The 20,126-nt window shown below is 64.9% G+C and carries 21 protein-coding genes; 11 read left to right on the top strand and 10 right to left on the bottom strand.

Going from position 1 to position 20,126, the window contains the following annotated elements:
• Positions 1–174: 174 nt before the first annotated feature.
• Together QFZ88_RS20100 and QFZ88_RS20095 are read left to right on the top strand one after the other, a co-directional pair.
• Positions 175–804, top strand: a complete 630-nt coding sequence (locus tag QFZ88_RS20100; RefSeq protein WP_024927155.1) for an SRPBCC family protein — start codon at positions 175–177, stop codon at positions 802–804.
• Positions 804–1,148 (top strand): ArsR/SmtB family transcription factor, encoded by a 345-nt coding sequence (locus tag QFZ88_RS20095; RefSeq protein WP_024927156.1) that lies wholly within the window; start codon positions 804–806, stop codon positions 1,146–1,148. Before QFZ88_RS20100 ends, QFZ88_RS20095 begins: the two co-directional genes overlap by 1 nt.
• Here the strand turns inward: QFZ88_RS20095 and QFZ88_RS20090 are convergent, their stop codons facing one another.
• Together QFZ88_RS20090 and QFZ88_RS20085 are read right to left on the bottom strand one after the other, a co-directional pair.
• Positions 1,149–3,206 carry a bifunctional aldolase/short-chain dehydrogenase gene (locus QFZ88_RS20090; protein ID WP_024927157.1) on the bottom strand — a complete coding sequence of 686 codons (2,058 nt, stop codon included), beginning with the start codon at positions 3,204–3,206 and terminating at the stop codon, positions 1,149–1,151. It lies immediately after the preceding gene.
• A gap of 82 nt (positions 3,207–3,288) precedes the next feature.
• Complete coding sequence (locus QFZ88_RS20085; protein WP_024927158.1) at positions 3,289–4,269, bottom strand: sugar-binding transcriptional regulator; 981 nt, start codon at positions 4,267–4,269, stop codon at positions 3,289–3,291.
• Between the two features lie 298 nt (positions 4,270–4,567).
• Here QFZ88_RS20085 and QFZ88_RS20080 point away from each other — a divergent pair, with 298 nt between their 5' ends.
• Positions 4,568–5,323, top strand: a complete 756-nt coding sequence (locus tag QFZ88_RS20080; RefSeq protein WP_024927159.1) for a YbaY family lipoprotein — start codon at positions 4,568–4,570, stop codon at positions 5,321–5,323.
• A gap of 13 nt (positions 5,324–5,336) precedes the next feature.
• Here QFZ88_RS20080 and QFZ88_RS20075 read toward each other — a convergent pair whose 3' ends face one another.
• From QFZ88_RS20075 to QFZ88_RS20065, 3 genes are all read right to left on the bottom strand, one after another.
• A complete protein-coding gene (locus tag QFZ88_RS20075; RefSeq protein WP_024927160.1) occupies positions 5,337–6,011 on the bottom strand; it encodes an amino acid ABC transporter permease in 675 nt (224 codons plus the stop codon).
• 184 nt (positions 6,012–6,195) lie between these two features.
• Positions 6,196–6,996 carry an ABC transporter substrate-binding protein gene (locus QFZ88_RS20070; protein ID WP_024927161.1) on the bottom strand — a complete coding sequence of 267 codons (801 nt, stop codon included), beginning with the start codon at positions 6,994–6,996 and terminating at the stop codon, positions 6,196–6,198.
• Positions 6,997–7,070: 74 nt separating this feature from the next.
• Positions 7,071–8,285 (bottom strand): pyridoxal phosphate-dependent aminotransferase, encoded by a 1,215-nt coding sequence (locus tag QFZ88_RS20065; protein ID WP_024927162.1) that lies wholly within the window; start codon positions 8,283–8,285, stop codon positions 7,071–7,073.
• A gap of 264 nt (positions 8,286–8,549) precedes the next feature.
• On the opposite strand from QFZ88_RS20065, the gene QFZ88_RS20060 reads away from it, so the two are divergent.
• From QFZ88_RS20060 to QFZ88_RS20040, 5 genes are read left to right on the top strand one after another with little or no spacing between them, the layout of a single operon-like run.
• A complete protein-coding gene (locus QFZ88_RS20060) occupies positions 8,550–9,269 on the top strand; it encodes a GntR family transcriptional regulator (protein WP_024927163.1) in 720 nt (239 codons plus the stop codon).
• Positions 9,269–10,363: an LLM class flavin-dependent oxidoreductase gene (locus QFZ88_RS20055; RefSeq protein WP_024927164.1), complete on the top strand. Its 1,095-nt coding sequence runs from the start codon at positions 9,269–9,271 to the stop codon at positions 10,361–10,363. Before QFZ88_RS20060 ends, QFZ88_RS20055 begins: the two co-directional genes overlap by 1 nt.
• The gene (locus QFZ88_RS20050; RefSeq protein ID WP_024927289.1) at positions 10,363–10,899 is read left to right on the top strand and encodes a flavin reductase family protein; all 537 of its coding nucleotides are present in this window, start codon (positions 10,363–10,365) and stop codon (positions 10,897–10,899) included. Before QFZ88_RS20055 ends, QFZ88_RS20050 begins: the two co-directional genes overlap by 1 nt.
• A gap of 13 nt (positions 10,900–10,912) precedes the next feature.
• Complete coding sequence (locus tag QFZ88_RS20045; RefSeq protein ID WP_024927290.1) at positions 10,913–11,674, top strand: HpcH/HpaI aldolase family protein; 762 nt, start codon at positions 10,913–10,915, stop codon at positions 11,672–11,674.
• Complete coding sequence (locus QFZ88_RS20040) at positions 11,671–12,171, top strand: V4R domain-containing protein (RefSeq protein ID WP_024926080.1); 501 nt, start codon at positions 11,671–11,673, stop codon at positions 12,169–12,171. Before QFZ88_RS20045 ends, QFZ88_RS20040 begins: the two co-directional genes overlap by 4 nt.
• An 8-nt stretch (positions 12,172–12,179) precedes the next feature.
• On the opposite strand, the gene QFZ88_RS20035 is transcribed toward QFZ88_RS20040, so the two are convergent.
• Complete coding sequence (locus tag QFZ88_RS20035) at positions 12,180–13,010, bottom strand: alpha/beta hydrolase (protein WP_024926081.1); 831 nt, start codon at positions 13,008–13,010, stop codon at positions 12,180–12,182.
• Positions 13,011–13,271: 261 nt separating this feature from the next.
• Between QFZ88_RS20035 and QFZ88_RS20030 the strand changes: the two genes are divergently transcribed.
• The 3 genes from QFZ88_RS20030 to kynA are packed head-to-tail and all read left to right on the top strand — an operon-like array spanning position 13,272 to position 16,920.
• Positions 13,272–14,891, top strand: a complete 1,620-nt coding sequence (locus QFZ88_RS20030) for an AMP-binding protein (protein WP_024926082.1) — start codon at positions 13,272–13,274, stop codon at positions 14,889–14,891.
• 2 nt (positions 14,892–14,893) lie between these two features.
• A complete protein-coding gene (kynU, locus tag QFZ88_RS20025; protein WP_024926083.1) occupies positions 14,894–16,087 on the top strand; it encodes a kynureninase in 1,194 nt (397 codons plus the stop codon).
• A complete protein-coding gene (gene kynA / locus QFZ88_RS20020) occupies positions 16,084–16,920 on the top strand; it encodes a tryptophan 2,3-dioxygenase (RefSeq protein WP_024926084.1) in 837 nt (278 codons plus the stop codon). Before kynU ends, kynA begins: the two co-directional genes overlap by 4 nt.
• A 194-nt stretch (positions 16,921–17,114) precedes the next feature.
• On the opposite strand, the gene QFZ88_RS20015 is transcribed toward kynA, so the two are convergent.
• The 4 genes from QFZ88_RS20015 to QFZ88_RS20000 form a co-directional block, all read right to left on the bottom strand.
• Complete coding sequence (locus QFZ88_RS20015; protein WP_024926085.1) at positions 17,115–17,552, bottom strand: RidA family protein; 438 nt, start codon at positions 17,550–17,552, stop codon at positions 17,115–17,117.
• An 11-nt stretch (positions 17,553–17,563) separates the two neighbouring features.
• Positions 17,564–18,757, bottom strand: a complete 1,194-nt coding sequence (locus QFZ88_RS20010) for an acyl-CoA dehydrogenase family protein (RefSeq protein ID WP_024926086.1) — start codon at positions 18,755–18,757, stop codon at positions 17,564–17,566.
• A 2-nt stretch (positions 18,758–18,759) separates the two neighbouring features.
• Positions 18,760–19,602: an enoyl-CoA hydratase family protein gene (locus QFZ88_RS20005; protein ID WP_024926087.1), complete on the bottom strand. Its 843-nt coding sequence runs from the start codon at positions 19,600–19,602 to the stop codon at positions 18,760–18,762.
• A 64-nt stretch (positions 19,603–19,666) separates the two neighbouring features.
• Positions 19,667–20,122, bottom strand: coding sequence for a cupin domain-containing protein (locus QFZ88_RS20000; protein ID WP_024926088.1), 456 nt, complete (start codon positions 20,120–20,122; stop codon positions 19,667–19,669).
• Positions 20,123–20,126: the final 4 nt, after the last annotated feature.

Below are 20,126 nucleotides of genomic sequence, written 5' to 3'. Positions count from 1 at the left end.
CGCTTTTTTTATTGCCGCTCGAAACCCGCATTTCGCACCTCATCGCCAAGTGCCGGCTAGAGGCGGTGCCCGTTCAAGCGATGACGGCGATGCGGTTCCCAAACGCCGTTGACGGAACCGGCCAAAGATATAAACTTACACTTATATAAGTGAAAGCTTGTTACGAGGTTTCCGATGAAATTCGATGTCGAAACCTATCTTGGGGCGGTCACGCGGTCGGTCGAGACGCTGAAGCGCCAAGGCGAGCCCATGCGCGCCGTCACGCTCAGCCGGAGCTACGCCACGACGGCCCAGGACCTTTGGGATGCCATCGTCAACCCCGAACGGTTGCGGCGCTGGTTCCTGCCGATCTCCGGCGACCTGAAGCTTGGCGGACACTATCAGCTCGAGGGCAATGCCGGCGGCACGATCGAACGCTGCGAACCGCCCAGGCATCTTTACGTGACGTGGGAATTCGGTGGCGGGGTAAGCTGGGTCGAGCTTCGACTGGAGCCCAAGGGCCAGGAGGCCGAGCTGACACTCGTCCACATCTGTCCGATCAACGATCATTGGACAAAATTCGGCCCCGGCGCCGTCGGCATAGGCTGGGATCTCGGCCTGCTCGGCCTGGTGGGGTATCTCGCCGGAACACCGTTCGACGAGGCGACGTTTTCGGCCTCCTCCGAAGGCAAGGCCTATATGCGCGGCAGCGCGGAGGGCTGGCGCCGGGCCGATATCGCTTCCGGCGAAGCGGAAAGCCGGGCCACGCACGCGGCGCGGCAGACGGCGGCTTTCTACACCGGCGAGACGGCGGAGGGCACTTGATGCACGCCTTCGACATCCTCGGCGACCCGGTGCGGCGACGCATCCTCGAACTGCTTGCCGAGGGCGAGCGGCGCTCCGGCCAGGTCGTCGAAATCATCCAGGCCGAGTTCGGCATCACCCAGGCCGCGGTGTCGCAACACCTGCGCGTTCTGCGCGAAGGCGGTTTCGCCTCCGTGCGTATCGACGGCGCGCGCCGCCTCTATACGATCGACGCCGCGCCGCTGCGCGACGTCGATGGCTGGCTCGATCGCTTTCGCACCTTCTGGGAGCCGAAGCTCGCGGCGCTCGACACCGAGATCGCGCGCGGCCGCAAGGCGCGCGGCGAACTCGGCGGCGAAGGCTGATTACCTCATCGCGGCCGCGATGTTGCCGCCGTCGACGGTGGTGACGTCGGCGGTGGTGCGCTCGGCCAGTGCCTGGTGCAGGAAGGCCTGGGCGACATCCTCGGCGGTGACTTCCTGGCCGAGCAGATTGCCGGACATGTAGTCCTTTTCCGAAAGCCCGCGCGCGGTGGAGCGGCTGGCGATCATGGCGTCGGTCAACAGGCCGGAGCGGATGCGGTCGGCGTTGACGGCGTTGGAGCGGATGCCGATCGGGCCGTATTCCAGCGCGTATTGGCGCGACAGGAACAGCGTCGCGGCCTTGGGCAGGCCATAGGCGCCGAACTTGGCACCGGGGTTCACGGCCTGCTTGGAGGCGTTGAACAGGAGCACGCCGCCGGTGCCCTGTTCGCGCATGATGCGCACGGCGTTCTGCGCCACGTTCTGGTGCGCGAAGAAGTTGAGTTCGAAGCTCTTGCGCAGCAGCGCATCGTCGATGTCAGCGATCATGCCTTCCCAGGCGGCACCAGCATTCGAGACGACGATGTCGATGCCACCGAAGGTCTTCACCGCCTGGTCGAAGGCCGCCCGCACTTCCGCTGGCTTGGTGATGTCACCGCCTACGCCAATCGAGTTGTTGCCGGCTGCCTTGGCCGCCTCCGCCGCCTTGGCGCCGTCGAGATCGACCACGACGACATGGGCGCCTTCGCGGGCGAAAGCCTTGGCGGTGGCAGCGCCGATGGCGCCAGCGCCGCCGGTGATCAGCACGACCTGGCCGGTCAGCGGCTTCGGCTTGTTGGAGGCGAGCTTGGCCTGTTCCAGCGACCAGTATTCGAGCGGGAAGAGGTCGGACTTGGCGAGCGGTCGGAAGGTGCCGACGCTTGCCGCTCCCCTCACCGCCTCGATCCACATCTCGCCGACATCGGAGGCGATCTTGGCGTCCTTCAGCGTGCGGCCATGGCCGAACATGCCGAGCCCCGGCACCAGCGACAGGCGCGGCATCGGGTCGAGCATGGTGCGCTTGACGTCGTCCAGCGCATCGTTTTCCTCGAAATAGCGGGTGTAGTCGGCCATGTAGGCAGCGACGCGCTTGCCGACCTCGGCCTTGTAGGCGGCGAGATCGCCCGCGTCCGGCGCCGGCAGCACCATCGGCCCGGTCTTGATGCGGATCGACAGGTCCGGCGTCGAGACGCCGGCGGCGGCATAATCGGCGATCGCGGCGGAATTGACGAATTCGAGGATGGCATCAGAGGTGCGGAAATCGCTGACCATGCGGTCGAAGCGGCCCTCGCCCCTGGACACGGCAACGGCGCCGCGCAGCATCGAGGCAATCTCTTCCGGCCTTGCCAGCTTGGCCGGCAGCGCCGCCGGCTTCAGCGGATTTGCGCCGTTCTTCGCGACATAGTCCTCGGCCATGGTCACATAGTGGATCATGAGGTCATAGGCGTGCTTGGCATCGTCGCCGAAGGTGAAGATGCCGTGCTTGTCGAGGATCAGGCCCTCGACGGACGGATCGGCGTCGTAGACGTCGGCGGCCACCTTGGCGAGGTCGAAACCGGGCTTGATGTAGGGCACGAAGCCCATCTTGTTCCCGAACACCTTTTTCGACAGCGCCTCGCTGTCGGCGCCCTGGTCGACGATGGCGAGGATCGCGGTGGAATGGGTGTGGTCGACGAACTTGTGCGGCAGGAAGGCGTGCAGCAGCGTTTCCACCGACGGGTTCGGCGAGGACGGGTCGATGAGGTTGGCGCGCTGCAGGGCGACCATGTCCTCATCGCCCAGGCTGTTCAGCTTGCGCGCTTTAAGCAGCGGCGCCATCTTCACCGCCGGCAGGCCCTGCGGTTCGATCACCGCCATGTCCCAGCCGCTGCCCTTGACGCACAGCACGTCCCATTCGTCGCCGACGAAATCGGTGACCTTGGTCTTCACCGAGGTGTTGCCGCCGCCGTGCAGGACAAGCCGCGGCTCGCCGCCGAGCAGGCGCGTGGTGTAGACCCGTAGCGCCAGATCGCGACCAACGCCCTTGGCTGCATAGGTTTTGACGACGGCTTCGGCTTCGGCGTCATTCCAGAGATTCTTCATCGGGTCGTCCACATTCCGGTTCGAGTTACAGGCATCGGCCGCCGGCGAACATTTCCGCTCGCCGCACGGCCATCGTTTTTCTCTATAGGCTAGGCCGGTCTTGCTTTTGCGACAGGCCGGAGGAGTTGGCATCGAGCAAGCGACGGGCCATGGCGGCGGTGAGCACGAGATGGGAGCAGAGGCTGCCGGCAAGGGCGGCCTGTAGCGGTTCCAGCTTGCTGTCCTCCTGCACCACCATCATGCGCTTGGGGATGGCGCGCATCGAGCCGAGATCGGCCGAGATGACGCGGCGATTGTAGTCGCAGTCGAGCAGGTTGCCGGTGGCGTCGATGAGCTGGCCGGCGATGACGCCCGCCGCACCCTGGTCACGCAGCGCAAACATCTCGGCAGGCGTCAGGGCACCGCATTTGACGATGTGACTTTCGGTATCGATGGTGCCGACCGAAAACAGCGCGAGATCGCAGCCGGCAACCAGCGAAAGCTGCTCGCGGATGACGGGTTCGTCGCGCAACTCGCGCGCCAGCCGTTCGGAGCTGAGCGCCAGCGGGGCATAGAAATTGAGACCCTTGGCGTTGAGACGCCGCGCGATCTCCATCGTGCACTGGTCGGGGCGCTGAGTGTAGGGCGCGCCGAGATTGCCGCACAGCTGCACGACGGTGACATCCTGCAGATCGGCGAAGGACATGACGTCGGCGACCGCATAGACGGTGCGGCCCCAGGCAACACCGACACGGTCGCCCCGGTTGACGAGGCTGACAAAAACGCTGGCGGCGAGAGCCGGCACTTCGGCGCCGGCGTCCAGCGCCTGAAGGTCTAGCGGCACGATCCAGACGGTGTTCAGCCCGAACGCATCCTCGACTTCCCGCGCCAGCGCATCCTCGGTGAAAAGCTGGGTCGACGTAGAGATGTTGACGATGCCGGTCTCGCGCGCCTTGCGCAGATAGGTGGCGACGGACGCACGCGAAATGTCGAGCTTCTTCGCCACTTCGTCCTGACGCAGCCCGTGCGTGTAATAAAGCCACGCCGCCTTGTGTATGATCTGGTCCGCTGCCCTGATCGCCATGGTCGAAATCTCGTTTTCGACATTATTCACGACGACTGACAAAAGTCAAACAGGGCAATCGCACCAGGGATGCGGCCTCGTGCGATGATAGCCGATCCGGCCAGGCCGACAAAGGGGAGAGGCGACGTGGCGGGATTTCAAAACGGCGGGACGGCCCGTCATCGAAACACAGCCGCGGTCTTGCCGACCCGTTCAGCGCGGGTTCATGCTCGGCTTTCTATGACCGGCACCAGACTGGAACAGCGGACTGCCTCGTAAGACAAACGGAAGCGGACCGACCGATGGAAAGGAAAGCAAAATGACCTTGAACCGGCGCAACATGATCGGACTGATGGCGGCGGCCCTCGTCGTGCCCGCAACCTATGCGCAGGCCCGCCCCCGCACGCTCACAGGGACGGTGACCTATCGCGAGCGCATGATGCTGCCGCCGAATTCCACGGTCGAGGTCACGCTGGTGGACATTTCGCTCGCCGACGCGCCGGCGCGCACGCTTGCCCGCCAGGTCATCAAGGGCGCAACGGCCAGCCCGATCCGCTTTCGGCTGAGTTTCGACGACAGCCGCATCCGCAAGGGCAATACCTATGCGTTGCAGGCGCGGATCACGCAGGGCAAACGCCTGCTGTTCATCAACACCACCCGCCACACCGTCTTCGACGGCGGTCCCGACAACACCGAGATCCGCGTCGAGCGGGTCGCGGCGGAGCCGGAAGCCGAAATCGGCCTGACCGGCAAATGGCTGGCCGAGGACATTCGCGGCCGCGGCGTAATCGACAATGCGCAGACCACGCTGGAGATCGATCGCTCCGGCACGGTTTCGGGCAAGGGCGGCTGCAACGGCTATGGCGGCAAGGCGGCGATCGCGGGCAACCGTATTCGCTTTGGTTCGATGATGAGCACGCAAATGGCCTGCACGCCGGCGGTGATGGACCAGGAAACCAAGTTCCTGTCCGCACTTGGCGAGGTGCGCTCGTGGCGCATCGACCGCGCACGCCGCAAGCTGCAGCTGCTCGACAGGCGCGGCCGGCCGGTGGTGATCCTCGCCCGCATGGGGTGAGGACCGGCGCGCCTCAGGCGCGCGGTTCCGCCTTGGAGCGCTGCTCCAGATAGCTGACCAGCCTGACCAGCGGCCACAGGAAGACCAGGTAGATCAACGCCGCGCCGACCAGCGGCGTCGGGTTGGCCATCAATGCCTGGGCGTCGGTGGCCTGCTTCAAGAGGTCCGGCATGGCGACGACGGAAGCGAGCGCGGTATCCTTGAAAATGGAGACCGCGTTGCTGGTCAGCGGCGGCACGACGATGCGCAGCGCCTGCGGCAGGATCACCTTGCGCATCGCGGCCCAGAACGGCAGACCGAGCGCGGCGGCGGCCTCGAACTGTCCCTTCGGGATGTTCTCGATGCCGGCGCGGCAGACTTCCGCCGTGAAGGCGCCCAACACCAGGGACAGCGCCAGCGTCGCCGAGGTGAAGGCCGAAAGGCGGACGCCGACGAAAGGCAGCGCGTAGTAGATCATGATCAACACGACCAGGATCGGCGTTGCGCGAAAGATGTCGATGAAGCCGACGGCCAAGAGGCGCAACGGCTTCGGCGCATAGAGACGCATCAGGCAGACACCAAGGCCGAGCAATCCGCCGAAGATGATGGCAGCGCAGCCGAGCAGCAGCGTGTTGCCGAGCCCCCGCAACAGCATCGGGAAGGCGCGGACCAGAACGTCCCAGTTGAAGAAGGTCTCTAACAATCCCATCGTGACGATCCGCCTGCCTTTATACGGCTGCCGCCGGATCGATCTTCATCCGGCCCGCGCTTGTCGCCGGCATCGGCCGGCCGGGTCATGATTGCGGCCTGCGGGCCGTGCTTGCAATGGTTCCGAAAATGCGATGCCGGCGGCATCCAACGTGTCGCCGGCATCGCTCAAGCCCTGCCCTGATTTATTGTGCTTGTGGGATGGGCAGGATCTTGTTGACCGAGGAATCGGCAGCTGCTTCGCTGCCCAGCCATTTCTTGTGAAGGGTAGCCATGGTGCCGTCCTTCTTGATGGCGTCGATGGCGCCGTTGACCTTTTCGAGCCATGGCGAACCCTTCTTCATCATGATGCCGAACTTGTCGCCGGTCGGAATGGCCGTCACCACGGCCATGTCGGGCATCTTCATGAAGGCGAACTGGAAGCCGGCGATATCGCCGATGGCGCCGTCAAGACGGCCCGACTGCACGTCCAGGATCAGGTTCTGCTGGGTGTCGTAGCCGCGATATTCCTTGATCCCGTACTTTTCGGTGTTGGCCTTGATCCAGGCCTCGCCGACCGACGCCGAGATGGCGCCGACGGTCTTGCCCTTCATGTCGTCCAGCGTCTTCAGCGGCGTGTCCTTCTTGGCGACCAAGGCGATGTCGCTGTCATAATAGCCCTGGGTGAAGGACTGGCTCTTCAGGCGATCGTTGTTGATGGTGATCGACGAGATCGCCAGATCGATGCGCCCCGAGGCGGTGGCCGAGAACAGGGCCTGGAAGCCGAGATCCTGGATTTCGACCTCGGCGCCAAGGCGCTTGCCGACTTCCTTGACCAGATCGACCTCGAAGCCCTGGAACTCGCCGCTCTCCAGCTTGTTCTCCCATGGCGGGTTGGCCGGATAGGCGCCGACGAGCAGCGTTTCGGCATGGGCGGCGCCGGCGACGCCGAGGCCGATCGTCAGCGCCGCGAAGGCGCCCATCAAATTGCGGCGGTTGAGAAGCATTTGGTTCCCCTTATCCTGGTGCGCCGGTTCGGCCGGCTGCGTTTGTCATGGGTCTGTCCGGACGCGACCCTTCGTCATGCAAGTTCTGAAACCATGCGGTCGGCGGCGATGCGGATCTGTTCGGGATCGCGCAACACGCACATTCGGAGGAACGAACGCGAGGCATTGCCGAACAGATAGCCGGGCGAAAGCCCGACGCGGGCCTTCTCGATGACGCGGGCGCAGGCCTCGCGGGAATCCTCCTGCCCTTCAAAGGCGAAGAAGGCGTACATGCCGCCCTTCGGCTTGGAAGGCAGGATGATGCCCGGCAGCTTGACCAGCGCCTCATAGGCGATGTCGAGACCGAGCTTGGCGCGGTCGCGGATCTCCGCCACCAACGGCTCGCCCTGGCGCAGCGCGGCGACGGCGCCGGCCTGGACAAAGGCGGCGGTGCCGCTGTTGGCATATTGCGTCATGGCGGCCAGCTGATCGGCGACGCCGGTCGGATGCGACAGCCAGCCGACGCGCCAGCCGGTCATCGCCCAGGCCTTGGAGAAGCTGTTCACCACTAGGACGCGGTCGTCGTCCTCGGCGATCTGCAGGATGGACGGCGCGACCTTGCCGTCGAAATAGAGACGGCCATAGACCTCGTCGGAGACGATCCAGATGCCGGTGCGCCGCGAGAAATCGAGCAGCGCCTGCAGTTCCTCTCGCGTGGCGGTCCAGCCCAGCGGGTTGCTCGGGGTCGACAGGAAGATGGCGCGGGTGCGCGCGTCGCAACGCGCGAAAACCGCATCGAGATCGAGCCGCCATTCGCCGTCAAAGGCGAGCGCCACCGGCCGCGGCTCGCCACCGACGAAGTGGATGGCATTGTGAATGTTGGGCCATTGCGGCTCGATGTAGACAACGTTGGTGCCGACATCGACCAGGAGTTCCATGGCCAAAAGAACCGCGTGCATGCCACCCGGTGTCACTGTCGACCGGTCGACCGCGATGGGTCGGCCATGAAGTGCTGACTGGTATTCGGATAGCGCCTCGGTCAGCGCACCCATGCCGCGCATGTTGGGAATGTAGAATGTCTGGCCTGCATCGAGCGCGGCCTTTGCCGCATCGTTGATGAAAGCCGGCGTGACCATGTCGCCCTCGCCGTACCAGAGCGGGATGACGTCGCCGAGGCTCTGCGCCTTCGCCGCCAGCTGGGCGATGTTTTCCGTGCGGAGATCCTGGATCTGCGGCCGGATGCCTTCCAGCGGCGGAAAAGGCCGGACATTCGCCGGATAGGCGGATGCACGACGGCTGCTCAAGGTCATGCTCGCGATACCTCCCAGATTCCCGCGCGCCTGTTTGCCGGACGGCAAGCGGCCTCGCTTTCTTGTTGCCTCAGTAACGCATGAAACAGTATACCGTTCAAGCCTAAAATTTTTTATCCGCACGCTTGCGCTTTGATCGGAATGGGGCGTAGTTTCGAAAAACTGCCCTGTTTCTCCATATTGTTCGTATCACGACACGACAGAACGCCGCCGATACGATGATAGATACGCGAGAAACAGTATACCGTATATGCGGAGGTTCCGATGTCCAATGACGTGTCCAGGCCGTTCAAGAATGGCGGCGGCAGCCTGCGCGCGCAGATCTATCAGGACATTCGCGACCGCATTCATCATGGCGGGCTCGGCCCCAACGACCGGCTCGTCGACGTCGAGATCGCGGGCAATCTCGGCGTCTCGCGCATGCCGGTGCGCGAAGCGCTGCTGCAGCTGACCCATGAAGGCTATCTGGTGGGAACCACGCGCGGCTTCATGCTGCCGACGCTGACCCCGACCGATGTCGCCAATATCTTCGAGGTGCGCCGCTGCCTGGAGCCGCGCGCGGCGGCCCACGCAGCCCGCAATCTCGACGCCGCCGGCATGGAAAGGCTGGCTGCTGCGCTTACCGATGCCGAAACGGCGGTTGCCACCGCCGACGCGGACCTGCTGTTCCAGGCCAATGTCAGCTTCCGCCGTTCATGGCTGGAAGCCGTCGACAACGACCGGCTGGCCTCAGCCATCGCCCGCTTCGCCGACCACGTTCAGGTCGTGCGTCTCGGTACCCTCTCGCACCTGCCGACCCAAGCCGTCGTGCTTGCCGGCATGCGCAAGCTCTACGACGCCTTCATCCGCCGCGACGCCATGGCCGCCTTCGACCATATGACCACCTTCATCCAGCACGCCGAAGACAGGTTCGTCGCTCTCAGCAGAGAGTTGGAAAACTCCAGCCAGGACAAGGGCCGCGCCGCCGGCCAGGGACAGCCATGATGTTGAAGCCGCATCCGCTAAAAGGGCCGAACAAGTTCAAGCTTGGCGTCTTTTCGATGAACGCCGATGGCGGGCTGGCGATGACCACCGCGCCGGAACGCTGGCGCGCCCGCTGGGACGACAATCTGAATGCCGCCCGCATCGCCGACCGCGCGGGAATGGAGTTCCTGCTGCCGATCGCGCGCTGGCGCGGTTTCGGCGGCGTCACCCATGCCCGAGAATGGTCGTTCGAGACCTTCACCTGGGCGGCGGGGCTGGCGACGGCGACGGAAAACATCGCCCTGTTCATGACCGTGCACGTGCCTCTGGTGCATCCGCTGCAAGCGGCCAAGGCGCTCGCCACCGTCGACCATATCTCCGGCGGTCGCGCCGGCCTCAACATCGTCTGTGGCTGGAATCCCGACGAGTTCGCCATGTTCGGCCAGACGGTCGGCGAACGCACCTATGACCAGGCCGAGGAGTGGATCACCATCATCGAGCGCGCCTACAAATCGCGTGAGCCGTTCGACTTCGCCGGCGACTTCTATGATCTGAAGGGCGTGGTGAGCCGGCCGGCGAGCCTGCAGGCGCCGCGCCCTGTGACGATGAACGCCGCATTCGGGGCGCCGGGCCGCAACTACGCGGCACGACATTGCGACTATCTGTTTTCGACCTTCTCGGAAATTTCCGAGGGCCGCGCCCATGTCGTCGACATTGCCGGCCGCGCCGCCGAAGTAGGCCGCGATGTCGGCGTCTACACCGTCTGCCACGTGGTGTGCCGCGAGACGCAGCAGGAAGCGGAAGACTACTACCGCCGCTATGCGCTGGAGCTCGCCGACCAGGGCGCCGTCGACGAGCATATGAAGAAGAAGAAGGAATTCGCGCATTCGCATGACGAGAAGGCGTTCACCGAATATCGCCAGCGCTTCGCTGGCGGCGCCGGCACCTATCCGCTGGTCGGTACGCCGGAGAAAATCGTCGACGACCTGATCCGCATCATGGAGCAGGGTTATGCGGGCGCCGCCCTTTCCTTCGTCAACTACACCTACGAATTGCCGTTCTTCTGCGACCGCGTGCTGCCGTTGATGCGGCAGGCCGGCCTGAGGATGAACTGATGGACGCCACGACCACCGCCGGCACGCTGCCAGCGCACGGCACGGTCGATCCGCGCGGCTTCAAGCAAGGCATGCGCGCCATGGCCGGCGCGGTCGCCATATTGGCGGCGGAAGATACCGAGCATGGCTGCTTCGGGTTGACGGCCACCGCCGTCTGTTCGTTCAGCGCCGAGCCGCCGTCGCTTCTGGCCTGCGTGCACAGGAACAGCACCTTCGCCTCGCTGACCAGCCAGGACATGGCCTTTTCGGTCAACCTGCCGGCGGCGGACCAGGAGAATGTCGCGCGGGTTTTCGGCGGCATGACCACTGCCAAGGGCGTCGCCCGGTTTTCGGCGGGCTCGTGGGTGCGTGGAGAAGCCGGTGCGCCATTGCTGGTCGGCGCCCGCGCGGTCTTCGAGTGCCGCGTCGGTGAAATCATCGCGCGCGCCTCGCATCTCATCGTCATCGGCCTGGTCACGGGCGTCACGCTCGACCGCGCCGAGCGGGAGCCGATCTTCTACGCGCATGGGCGCTTCGTCACCTCGAACTTCCAGTAGCGGAGATCAACGGATGTCCATTGTCCTGTCCGGACGGCTGAAGGCACGGCTTGCAGCCAACGAAAAGCTCGGCGTGGTCTGGCTGACGCTCGGTCACGCCTCCATCGTCGAGATGGCCGCGCGAACCGGCACCGACGCCCTCGTCATCGATCTGCAGCATGGGCTGTGGGATCGCCGCTCCCTGGAAACGGCGGTGGGCATCACCGGCGGCGACGTGCCGACGATCGCGCGGGTCGCCGACTGTTCAACGACGGCGATCGGTTCGGCGCTGGACGCCGGATGCGACGGCGTTCTGGTGCCACTGATCGAGACGCGCGAACAGGCCGAACAGGCGGTCGCGGCCTCCCGCTTTCCGCCGCACGGCCATCGTTCCGGTGGTGGCGTCAGGCCGTTGGCAATCGGCTTTGGCACCTATCTCGAACGGGCGGACCGGGTCGCGGTCGGCATCATGATCGAGACCGCCAAGGGCGTCGAGAATGTCGAAGAGATCATGACGGTTCCCGGACTGGACTTTGTGCTGATCGGCACCGGCGATCTCGGCATCTCCTATGCGGCGCGCGGCAAGGACGCCAGCGCCATCGAGGACGCCTGCCGGCTGGTGAAGGATGCCTGCAGCAGGGCCGGCGTGCCCTGCGGTATCTTCACCGGCAGCCTCGACAAGGCGCGGCAGCGGCGGGCGGAAGGCTACAGCCTCGTCGTCCTGGCCAGCGATGTCGACGTCGTGCGCGACGCGTTCGACGGAGCGGTTCGCGGCTTCGCCGAGGCGGCATCGTGAAGGCGCCCTTTCGCCAGCGCCTGGATTTCGACAGCGCCAACGGCCAGGTGCTCGACGAGAGCCGCCGCTACATGCTGATGCGGCCGGAAGCCCTGATGGGCCTGTTCCGCCGCCTCGACGATACGGGGCGACGGAACGCCTTCGAGGCGCTTGCCGCCTCGGTCATCGAGATGGGCGGCGACAGCGCCCGCGCCTACAAGGCGCATGGCGGCGGCGACGCCGACGCGCTGCTCTCGACAGTGGCCGGCACCGCCCCCGATCTCGGCTGGGGTGTCTGGTCGTTCAGCCGCGATGCGGCCGGCATCGAACTGACTGTGCGCAACAGTCCCTTCGCCGCCGGTTACGGTCCTTCATCGCAGCCCGTCTGCCACGCCATCGCCGGCATGGCGACAGCGGTCGGCCGCATGGTGCTTGGCCGCGACGATGTTGTCGCGCGCGAAACCGAATGCGCGGCCTGCGGCGCGCCCGCCTGTCGCTTCGAGACGCGGCAGGCCTGAGACAGGCGCTAGCCTTCCAGCAGGGTTCGGGTCAGCGGGTGCGCGGCATCCGCCAGCCCGTCGATGACATTGAAATGGTGGCGGTCCGGCTCGGCGTAGAAGCCGGTCGCGGCGCCGAGGCCGGTCCAGATGTTGGCGAGCAATTCCGATTGGCGGATGAATTCGGAGCGCTCGCCGCCGCCCACCCAGCAAACCAGGCGCGCACCATCCATCGGCGGCAGCAGAGCCGGGCTCTCGGCGAGGGCCTCGGCCTGATCGATCTTCAGCGTGTCGTTCATCCCCGTCTTCATGATCGGCCGCAGGTCATGCACGCCGGACAAGGAGACGGTGTTGACGATGCGGCGACGGACGCCGTCCGATAGCGGCGATGTCGTGGAAATCATGCGCGTGACCAGATGGCCGCCGGCGGAATGGCCGGTGAGGCGGATGTCGCCGCTCACCAGTTCCGCCGCCTTTTCAATGGCCTTGCCGATCTCAGCGGTGATGTCGGTTATGCGCGCTTGCGGCGCCAGCGTATAGGACGGCATTGTCACCGCATAGCCGCTTTCAACGGCGCCGCGCGCCAGATACGACCAGAAACTCTTGTCGAGCGCCATCCAGTAGCCGCCATGCACGAAGACGACCAGGCCCTTGGGAGCCCCGGCGGGCAGGAACAGGTCGAGGCGGTTGCGTTCGCCTCCGTCATACGCGATGTCGAGTTGCGCGCGGCCAGCGGCCGAGAGTTCCTTGCGATAGGCGGCCGCCGGCGCCACCCAGGCCTCCGGCCACCGATCGCCGCCGGCGATGTTGACACCGTTGGAATAGGCGCCATCCCAATCCTGCACTTTGCGAACGATCATCCGAAGCGTCTCCTGCCCACCACCGGCTGTTTGGCCGATCCCGTCGTGCCGTACAATAGCCACATGGAGGCAGGCTTCAACGATAAACTTTATGCTTGAAATAACCCATGCCCTATGCGAGCGTTCGTCCCGGCGGGATCGATCCGGATCGTGCGGCGAAGGCCGTTCGGGCCAAGAACCGGCACCGCCACGCCGGATATGACCAAAACCCGCATGAAGACGGCCGGCGCACATCATATGGAAGCTGGGAGATCGAACGAGATGCTTGGGCCGACGGCGCATATCGACACGTTCGCGCGCGACAACCTCCCGCCTCCGGATCTTTGGCCCGACTTTCTCCTCGACCGTTTCGATTATCCCGACCGCCTCAATGCCGGCGTCGAGCTGACCGACCGGCTGGTGGAGAAGGGTTTCGGCGACCACACCGCGCTGATCGGCAACGGACGCCGCCGCACCTATAAGGAACTGGCCGACTGGACCAGCCGGCTGGCGCATGCGCTGGTCGAGAATTACGGCGTCAAGCCGGGCAACCGCGTCTTGATCCGTTCGGCGAACAACCCGGCCATGGTGGCCTGCTGGCTGGCGGCGACCAAGGCCGGCGCTGTGGTGGTCAACACCATGCCGATGCTGCGCGCCGGCGAACTCGCCCAGATCGTCGACAAGGCCGAGATCAGCCTGGCGCTGTGCGACACGCGGCTGATGGAAGAAATGGTGGCCTGCGCCAAGCAGAGCCATTTCCTCAAACAGGTCATCGGCTTCGACGGGACCGCCAACCACGACGCCGAACTCGACCGTGTCGCGCTGGACAAGGACGTGCGTTTCGAGGCGGTCAACACCGGGCGCGACGATGTCGCCCTGCTCGGCTTCACCTCGGGAACGACGGGCGAGCCGAAAGCGACGATGCATTTCCATCGTGATCTGCTGATCATCGCCGACGGCTATGCCCAGGAGGTGCTGGGCGTGACGCCGGACGACATCTTTGTCGGGTCGCCGCCGCTCGCCTTCACCTTCGGCCTGGGTGGGCTGGCCATTTTCCCGCTGCGCTTTGGCGCGGCGGCGACGCTGCTTGAAAACGCCTCGCCGCCCAACATGATCGAGATCATCCAGACCTATCGCGCCACCGTCTGCTTCACGGCGCCGACCGCCTATCGCGCCATGCTGGTGGCGATGGACAAGGGCGCGGACCTGTCCTCGCTGCGCGCCGCGGTCTCGGCCGGCGAAACGCTGCCGGCGCCGGTCTACGAAGAATGGATGGAAAAGACCGGCAAGCCGATGCTGGACGGCATCGGCGCCACCGAGATGCTGCACATCTTCATCTCGAACCGCTTCGGCGATTCCAAGCCGGCCTGTACCGGCAAGCCGGTGAGCGGTTACCAGGCAAAGATCGTCGACGACGACATGAACGAAGTGCCGCGCGGCGAGGTCGGCCGGCTGGCCGTACGCGGCCCGACCGGCTGCCGCTATCTTGCCGACGAACGCCAGCGCAAATATGTGCGCGACGGCTGGAACCTGACCGGCGATTCCTTCATCCAGGACGAGGATGGCTATTTCCATTTCGCCGCGCGCTCCGACGACATGATCATTTCCGCCGGCTACAACATCGCGGGCCCGGAAGTGGAAGCGGCGTTGCTTTCGCACCCCGACGTCAAGGAATGCGCGGTGATCGGCGTACCCGATGAGGAGCGCGGGCAGATCGTGCAGGCGCATGTCGTGCTGATGGCGGGAGTGGCGCCGGACGAATTGACCCGCAAACGGCTGCAGGATCACGTCAAGGCGACGATCGCGCCCTACAAATATCCGCGTTCGATGAAGTTCATCGACGCATTGCCGAAAACCCAGACTGGAAAGATCCAGCGCTTCCGCCTGAAAGACGCCCATTGACCATGACCGATTTCGCCAGAACACGCGCCCTATTCCACATGCCGGAAGGCGTCTTCTATCTCGACGGCAACTCGCTGGGGCCGCTGCCGAAAAGTGCCGTCCAGCGCGTGCAGGACATGATGACCGCCCAATGGGGCGAACAGCTGATCCGCGGCTGGAACGCTTCGGGCTGGATGATGCAGCCTCGCAAACTGGGCGACCGCATCGGCAGGCTGATCGGCGCGCCTCAAGGCACCGTCGTCGTCGGCGACACGCTGTCGATCAAGGTCTATCAGGCGCTGGCCTCTGCACTCGATCTCAACCCGTCGCGACGGGTGGTGCTGTCCGACAGCGGCAATTTCCCGTCCGATCTCTACATGGCGCAAGGCCTGCTGGGCTCGCTGGACAAGGGTTACGAGCTGAAGGTGGTGGAACCCGAAGCGGTCGAGGCGTCGATCGATGAAAGCGTCGCCGTCTTGATGATCACCGAAGTGGATTACCGCACCGGCCGCCTGCACGACATGAAGAAGCTGACGGCCAAGGCCCATGCCGCCGGCGTCATCACCGTCTGGGACCTCGCGCATTCGGCCGGCGCGCTCGCCGTCGACCTTGAAGGCACCAAGGCGGACTTCGCCGTTGGCTGCACCTACAAATATCTGAATGGCGGCCCGGGCGCGCCGGCCTTCATCTATGTCGCGCCAAAACACACCGACAAGGTGCGCCCTGCCCTTTCCGGCTGGCTCGGCCATGAAAGCCCCTTCGCCTTCGACCTCGACTACCGCTCAGGTGCCGGCATCGACCGCATGCGCGTTGGCACGCCGGCGGTGATCGCCATGGCAGCACTTGATGCCGCGATGGACGCCTGGGAAGGTGTTTCGATGGCGGATGTCCGCAAGCAGTCGATCGCGCTCGCCGACCTCTTCATCCGCGAGGTCGAGACACGCTGCCCGGAATTGACGCTTGCCTCGCCGCGCAATGGCGCCGAACGCGGTAGCCAGGTTTCGTTCCGGCACCCGGAAGGCTACGCCATCATGCAGGCGCTGATCGCACGCGGCGTCATCGGCGATTTCCGTGCGCCCGACGCGATCCGCTTCGGCTTCACGCCGCTCTATATAGGCGAGCAGGAAGTGCTCGGTGCGGTCGGTGTGCTGGAGGACGTCATGACCAACCGGCGCTGGGACGAACCGCAATACCGCAAGAAGGCCCTGGTGACATGAGCAAGCCTTACGACCCTTCCAAGGAAGGCGCTGAGATGTCGTTCAAGGAGCGTATGTCCTATGGCGACTATCTGCATCTCGAACGCGTGCTGGATGCGCAGGAGCCGCTATCGACCGCGCATGACGAGCTGTTGTTCATCATCCAGCACCAGACGTCCGAACTGTGGATGAAGCTGGCGATCCATGAGATCCGCTCGGCCATGCGCGCGATCCGGGCCGACCGGCCACAGCCTGCCTTCAAGATGCTGACCCGGGTGGCGCGCATCTTCGAACAGCTCAACAATTCCTGGGACGTGCTGCGCACGATGACACCCAGCGAATACACCGAGTTCCGCAATTCGCTCGGCCAGTCGTCGGGTTTCCAGTCCTATCAATACCGGGCCGTCGAATTCCTGGTCGGCAACCGCAATACGGCGATGCTCGGCCCGCACGCCCATGACCCGGAGCTGATCGCCAAGCTTGAGGGCATCTTGGCCGAACCCAGCCTCTATGACGAGGCGCTGCAGCTTTTGTCACGCAACGGCTTCGATATCGGCCCCGATGCGAGCCGCACCGACTGGCGCGAGACCCGCGAAGAGAATCCGCAGGTGCTGGAAGCCTGGAAGGCGGTCTATGCGGCACCGCAGAAATATTGGGATCTCTACGAGCTCGCCGAGAAGCTGGTCGATTTCGAGGATTATTTCCGGCGCTGGCGTTTCAACCACGTCACCACGGTCGAGCGCATCATCGGCCTGAAGCGCGGCACCGGCGGCACAGGCGGCGTCTCCTATCTGCGCAAGATGCTGGAGGTGGTGCTGTTCCCGGAACTTTGGAACGTTCGCACCCGGCTGTAGAACGCTTGAGCTGTTGGCTTAAGCATTGCCAAGATGACGCCGCCCCTCATCTGCCTGCCGGCATCTTCTCCCCGTGAAGAACGGGGAGAAGAGAGATTGGCCGCAACGCCGCCGCCGCCTCTCCCCGTTCTTCACGGGGAGAGGGTAAGGGTGAGGGGCAGCGCCCACGGCCGAGCAAAAAACGTCGAACCTGTTTAGTCTGGCACCACCGCCGTCGCCTGGATTTCCACCAGCGCCTCGTCCTCGACCAGCCCGGAGACCTGGACGACTGCCATGGCAGGGAAATTGCGGCCCATGGTCGCCTTCCAGGCCGCGCCGATCTCCTTCAGCGAAGCCGAATAGGCTTTGCGGTCGAGCACATACCAGGTCATGGTGGTGACGTGTTCGGGGCCGGCGCCGCCCTCGCGCAGGATGGCGACGATGTTTTCCAGCGTCTGCCTGATCTGGCCGGGCAGATCATGCGCCTCGAATTTGCATTGACTGTTCCAGCCGATCTGGCCGCCGACGAAAATGGTGCGGCCGCGTGCTTCCATACCGTTGGCATAGCCGATGGGCTTGGCCCAGCCTTCCGGCTGCAGCACCCGGTGCGGCGTCGTGGCGGCCTTGTGTTCGGGCTTAACGGTCACGTTCATGTCTACTCCAGTCATTTCCCGGCACTTTTCATCAACTCACGGCCGATGATCAGCTTCTGAACTTCGGTGGCGCCCTCATAGATGCGCAGCGCGCGGATTTCGCGGTAAAGGCTCTCGGTGATCTCGCCGACGCGCACGCCGCGACCGCCGAACATCTGCAGCGCCTGGTCGATCACCCATTGCGCGTTCTCAGTGGCGGTCATCTTGGCCATTGCGGCCTCGCGCGTAATCGGCAATTTCTGCACGTCGCGCCGCCAGGCGGTGCGCACGGTGAGCAGCGATGCAGCGTCGATGGCCGTCGCCATCTCGCCCAGCGTGCTTTGCGCGGTCGGCAGGTCGGCCAGCGTCGCCCCGAACATTTTTCGTGATTTGGCATGCGCCACGGCTTCATCCAGCGCGCGGCGGGCGAAACCCAGAGCGGCGGCGGCGACGGACGGGCGGAAGATGTCAAGCGTGCGCATGGCGATCTTGAATCCCTCGCCCGGCTGGCCGAGCAGGTTCGCCGCCGGCACGCGGCAATTGTCGAAGCGGATGCGGGCAAGCGGATGCGGCGCGATGGTTTCGATGCGCTCGGCGATGTGGAAACCCGGCGTGTCGGCGAAAACCACGAAGGCCGAAATGCCGCGCGTGCCCGGCGCCTCGCCGGTGCGGGCAAAGACAGTGTAGACATCGGCGATGCCGCCGTTGGAGATGAACACCTTCTCGCCATTGAGCACGAATTCCTCGCCCCGCCGTTCGGCTGACGTGCTCATCGCCGCAACGTCGGAACCGGCCTCCGGCTCGGTCAATGCAAAGGCCGAGATCAGCTCACCCTTGGCGATTTTCGGCAGGATCGCCTGCTTGATCTGAGGCGAGCCCGACAGGCTGATGGCGCCGGTGCCCAGCCCCTGCATGGCGAAGGCGAAATCCGCCAGCCCGTCGGCATAGGCGAGCGTTTCGCGGATCAGGCAGAGCGAGCGGCTGTCGATCTCCGTCGCGGCGCCGCCAAATTCGGCCGGCACGCAGTGGCGCAGGAAGCCGCCGGCGCCCAGCTTGCGCACCAGGCCCTTGCAGGCGGTATCGGCATCGTGATGGTCGACATGGCCAAGGCCGCCGCCGGCGACAAAACGATCGAGATCGGCGGCCAAGGCCCTGTGACTGTCGGCGAAGAACGGCCAGTCGAGATGGTCGCGCGTCGGGCCGCTGGAACGCTGTTGGCTGTCCATCGTCAGTTTCCTTCGAAGACCGGCTTCGACTTGGCGGCGAAAGCCTCGAAAGCGCGGCGGAAATCGCCGGTGGCCATGCAGATGGCCTGCGCCTGCGCTTCCGATTCGATCAGTTCCTCGATGCCCATCGACCATTCCTGGTCGAGCATCTTCTTGGTCATGGCATGCGCGAACCAGGGGCCGTCGGCGAGATTGCGGGCGAAGCGCTGCGCCTCGGCCAACATCACAGGGCGCTCATGCAGGGCATTGTAGAAACCCCAGGCGTGGCCTTCGGCCGCCGACAGCGAGCGGCCGGTGAACAGAAGCTCCGCCGCGCGGCCCTGGCCGATGATGCGCGGGAGAATGCCGCAGGCGCCCATGTCGGCGCCGGCGAGGCCAACGCGGGTGAACAGGAAGGCGGTCTTGGCCTCGGGCGTGGCGACACGGTAATCGGCGCTCATCGCCAGGATGGCGCCGGCGCCGGCGCAGATGCCGTCGACGGCGGCGATGACAGGCTGCGGGCAGGCGCGGATCTGGCGCACCAGATCGCCGGTCATGCGGGTGAAGGACAAGAGTTCCGGCATCGCCATCCTAGTCAGCGGCTCGATGATCTCGAACACGTCGCCACCCGAGGAGAAATTGTCGCCGGCACCGGTCAACACCACCGTGCGCACATCGCTTGCCTTGTGCAAGGAACGGAACAGGTCGCCCAGTTCCTCGTAGCTTTCGAAGGTCAGCGGGTTCTTGCGCTCCGGCCGGTTGAGCGTGATCGTCGCCACACGACCGTCCTCGTCGGTCTCGAAGAGGAAATGCTTGGCCTTGTGGCCCTTGAACGGGCGCTTCTTGTCCAGCATCGCGTTGGTCATCACTCATCCATCCTTGGCTTGGTTCGGCGAGCCGCAGAGGCGTCGCCCGATTTTTGTCTCGCCGTCAGTCGCTGGCCGACGGCGGCAGGAAATCCACGTCGTGCTCGGCCGAAAGCCTCACCACTTCCTCGACATCGGTCAGCTTGTGCAGCTTCTTGAACAGATCCTCGAGCCTGCCGGCCGGCGAGACCCAGAACAGCGCGCGCGCCGGCTTGTCCGACTTGTTGAAATAACCGTGCGGGATGCCACGCGGCATGCGCACCAGATCGCCGGCCTTTGCCGTGAACCACTTGCCGTCGAGCTTCAATTCCAGCTGCCCCTCCTGCACGAGGATGAATTCCTCCTGCATCGGGTGAATGTGAACCGGCACGAACTGGCCGGGATCGCTGTTGGTCTCGAAGGCAAAGCTGGAAGCGCAGGTCGCCTTTGGAAAATAGCGCTGGCCAAGAATGTTCCATTCGGTGCCGCCGAACCCGGTACCGTGTTCGGTAATGCCCTTTTCCAGTGCCTTGTCGGTCATCCGT

Origin of the sequence: Mesorhizobium sp. YL-MeA3-2017 (assembly GCF_030814575.1) — a bacterium.
Lineage (GTDB): Bacteria > Pseudomonadota > Alphaproteobacteria > Rhizobiales > Rhizobiaceae > Mesorhizobium > Mesorhizobium terrae.
Note: the sequence above shows the minus strand (reverse complement) of the source record. Positions and strands in the feature narration are given on the sequence as shown.

What these genes read in the sequence shown, in the direction of transcription:
- QFZ88_RS20090 (WP_024927157.1), bottom strand. Translation starts at nt 3,206, where the DNA reads ATGAAGAATCTCTGGAATGACGCCGAAGCCGAAGCCGTCGTCAAAACC.
- QFZ88_RS20050 (WP_024927289.1), top strand. Translation starts at nt 10,363, where the DNA reads ATGGACGCCACGACCACCGCCGGCACGCTGCCAGCGCACGGCACGGTC.
- QFZ88_RS20095 (WP_024927156.1), top strand. Translation starts at nt 804, where the DNA reads ATGCACGCCTTCGACATCCTCGGCGACCCGGTGCGGCGACGCATCCTC.
- QFZ88_RS20100 (WP_024927155.1), top strand. Translation starts at nt 175, where the DNA reads ATGAAATTCGATGTCGAAACCTATCTTGGGGCGGTCACGCGGTCGGTC.
- QFZ88_RS20030 (WP_024926082.1), top strand. Translation starts at nt 13,272, where the DNA reads ATGCTTGGGCCGACGGCGCATATCGACACGTTCGCGCGCGACAACCTC.
- QFZ88_RS20070 (WP_024927161.1), bottom strand. Translation starts at nt 6,996, where the DNA reads ATGCTTCTCAACCGCCGCAATTTGATGGGCGCCTTCGCGGCGCTGACG.
- QFZ88_RS20065 (WP_024927162.1), bottom strand. Translation starts at nt 8,285, where the DNA reads ATGACCTTGAGCAGCCGTCGTGCATCCGCCTATCCGGCGAATGTCCGG.
- QFZ88_RS20000 (WP_024926088.1), bottom strand. Translation starts at nt 20,122, where the DNA reads ATGACCGACAAGGCACTGGAAAAGGGCATTACCGAACACGGTACCGGG.
- QFZ88_RS20075 (WP_024927160.1), bottom strand. Translation starts at nt 6,011, where the DNA reads ATGGGATTGTTAGAGACCTTCTTCAACTGGGACGTTCTGGTCCGCGCC.
- QFZ88_RS20005 (WP_024926087.1), bottom strand. Translation starts at nt 19,602, where the DNA reads ATGACCAACGCGATGCTGGACAAGAAGCGCCCGTTCAAGGGCCACAAG.
- kynA (WP_024926084.1), top strand. Translation starts at nt 16,084, where the DNA reads ATGAGCAAGCCTTACGACCCTTCCAAGGAAGGCGCTGAGATGTCGTTC.
- QFZ88_RS20010 (WP_024926086.1), bottom strand. Translation starts at nt 18,757, where the DNA reads ATGGACAGCCAACAGCGTTCCAGCGGCCCGACGCGCGACCATCTCGAC.
- QFZ88_RS20085 (WP_024927158.1), bottom strand. Translation starts at nt 4,269, where the DNA reads ATGGCGATCAGGGCAGCGGACCAGATCATACACAAGGCGGCGTGGCTT.
- QFZ88_RS20060 (WP_024927163.1), top strand. Translation starts at nt 8,550, where the DNA reads ATGTCCAATGACGTGTCCAGGCCGTTCAAGAATGGCGGCGGCAGCCTG.
- QFZ88_RS20080 (WP_024927159.1), top strand. Translation starts at nt 4,568, where the DNA reads ATGACCTTGAACCGGCGCAACATGATCGGACTGATGGCGGCGGCCCTC.
- QFZ88_RS20015 (WP_024926085.1), bottom strand. Translation starts at nt 17,552, where the DNA reads ATGAACGTGACCGTTAAGCCCGAACACAAGGCCGCCACGACGCCGCAC.
- kynU (WP_024926083.1), top strand. Translation starts at nt 14,894, where the DNA reads ATGACCGATTTCGCCAGAACACGCGCCCTATTCCACATGCCGGAAGGC.
- QFZ88_RS20055 (WP_024927164.1), top strand. Translation starts at nt 9,269, where the DNA reads ATGTTGAAGCCGCATCCGCTAAAAGGGCCGAACAAGTTCAAGCTTGGC.
- QFZ88_RS20035 (WP_024926081.1), bottom strand. Translation starts at nt 13,010, where the DNA reads ATGATCGTTCGCAAAGTGCAGGATTGGGATGGCGCCTATTCCAACGGT.
- QFZ88_RS20045 (WP_024927290.1), top strand. Translation starts at nt 10,913, where the DNA reads ATGTCCATTGTCCTGTCCGGACGGCTGAAGGCACGGCTTGCAGCCAAC.